Source organism: Crocosphaera sp. Alani8 (assembly GCF_038442745.1).
Classification (GTDB): domain Bacteria; phylum Cyanobacteriota; class Cyanobacteriia; order Cyanobacteriales; family Microcystaceae; genus Crocosphaera.
The window spans coordinates 1-2,068 of the sequence record NZ_JARVCN010000477.1 but is presented as its reverse complement, the minus strand read 5'-3'; the positions used below and the strand labels follow the sequence as shown (position 1 = coordinate 2,068).

General features: G+C 33.1%; 2 protein-coding genes. Both read left to right on the top strand.

Annotated elements, in window-relative coordinates; genetic code table 11:
* Positions 1-202: 202 nt before the first annotated feature.
* On the top strand, positions 203-1,015 hold the full coding sequence (locus P9B04_RS23535; RefSeq protein ID WP_342057388.1) for a sensor histidine kinase: 813 nt from the start codon (positions 203-205) through the stop codon (positions 1,013-1,015).
* A 150-nt stretch (positions 1,016-1,165) separates the two neighbouring features.
* Complete coding sequence (locus P9B04_RS23530; RefSeq protein ID WP_342057387.1) at positions 1,166-2,053, top strand: carotenoid oxygenase family protein; 888 nt, start codon at positions 1,166-1,168, stop codon at positions 2,051-2,053.
* The last annotated feature ends 15 nt before the right edge of the window (positions 2,054-2,068 follow it).

Below are 2,068 nucleotides of genomic sequence, written 5' to 3'. Positions count from 1 at the left end.
CAGAGGAAATAGATGCGTCTAAATCAGCAGCAGAAAATGGGATTTGGTTTGATGCGTTACTAACAGCTTGGAAATCATCAGAAGCTGACTTTAAACAATTATTAGAGCAAGTAGGAATTATTTTGCCTGATGTGTCGGTATTTTCTTACTGACTACTATTTTTCACATTTTTCAAACGAGAATTAGGGATCATATTGAAAACTTGGAAACGAAAATAAACCAGAGGACAGTAGCTTTATCAGAAGCACTAGAGACTATCAAATGCAATCAAAATCAATTAATAAAACAAGAAAAATTAGCTTTTTTAGGGCGATTAACCGCTGGATTCTGTCATCAATTCAAGAATCCTCTGTACCAATTAAAATATGGATTGGCTACCGTTAATGATATGCTAAATGAGTCTCAAACAAAAATAAAAGCTCAAGAAAATCAAGAAGAAATACTGGATTTAGTAAAAAGTTTACAAGAACCAGTGGGAAAACTAGAAATGATTTTTAAACTCATTTTATTGTCTCCTTCTCAGCAAAAGATAACTTTTGTAGAAGTGAGTCCCAATGAATTTGTTGAAGCTATTCTTAACTCAGTTATCAAGTATCATTCTTCTCCCTTATTAGCTAGTCAAATTAAAACTTGCTTTTCTTCTGAACTGGACCAAATAAAAAAAATACCACATACCTTAGAAATACCTTTATTTAATATTATTGAAAACGCTTTAGACGTATTAGATGAAGCTAAAAAAAAGAAAAGTAATTTTGTTCCTAATTTAGCCATAAAAACAGAAAAAAAATTCAATTGCTGGTGGGTTTCGATTAAAGATAATGGACTTGGGATTGACCCAAGTATTGAAAATCATTTATTTGAGCCTTTCGTAACGACTAAACCTGAAACGAAATGCATAGGGTTAGGGCTTTATATAAGTCAAGAAGTGATCAATAAAATAGGCGGGGAAATAATTTTCAAACCATTAGAAAAAGGAGTGAGTTTTACTTTATGTATTCCTTGCCAAAAAAGATAAAATTGATAGTAGATAATTAACTTTTAATTCCAATCACATACTCTAAGAAATTATTCAATTTTTTGACGGTCATTTATTTCATTTAGACAAAATTATAATAATAGGTTATAATAGTAAAGGTACGGGTTTAAATAGCTATATAAATTTCCAATGATTGTTACTTCATCTCCTTCCCAAATAGCAAAAGACTGGGCTAAAGGGTACACTTCTCAACCTAGTGAATACGAATATCAAATCAAAGATATTGAAGGACAAATCCCCCCAGATTTACAAGGAACATTATTTAGGAATGGACCAGGACTGTTTGAAGTGGGAAGAGAAACTATTGGTCACGTTTTTGATGCAGATGGACTGCTTCGTGTTTTTCGTTTTCAAGAAGGAAGAGTTAACTTTCAAACTCGTTATATTCGCACCGAAAGTTATTTAAAAGAACAGAAAGCCCAAAAAATCCTTTATCGAGGATTTGGAACTCAAAAACCAGGAGGATGGTTAGCCAATCTCTTCAATACAGATGTCAAGAATCCAGCTAACACTAATGTTATTTACTGGGGAGGGAAATTGTGGGCAATGTGGGAAGGAGGTTCCCCTCATGAGGTAAATCCCGAAACCTTAGAAACTATCGGATTAGATAACTTAGATGATTTACTTAATCAAGAGACTTTTTCAGCACACCCCAAAATCATTGATGGTACTTTCATTAATTTTGGCGTATCAGGAATGAGTCCCCAAACTTTAACTATTTGGGAATTAGACGAACGGGGCAAAAAGATAAAATCATCTTCATATGTTGTTGATGAGTTTTCTCTTCTCCATGATTTCTTAGTGACCCCTAATTATTACATCTTTATCAAACACCCTTTGAGATTAAATCCACTCTACTGGTTATTAGGCATTAAAAGTTTAGAGCAGTGTCTAAATTTTGATAATCAAGACAAAACAAAAATCTTTATTATTTCTCGTAATAATCAACAGATGGAAACTTTAGAAACAGAAGCATTTTTGGGAGCGTGTCACTTTTGCAGGTGGGGTATTAGTTAGCGGACAGTGTTATAC

What these genes read in the sequence shown, in the direction of transcription:
- P9B04_RS23530 (WP_342057387.1), top strand. Translation starts at nt 1,166, where the DNA reads ATGATTGTTACTTCATCTCCTTCCCAAATAGCAAAAGACTGGGCTAAA.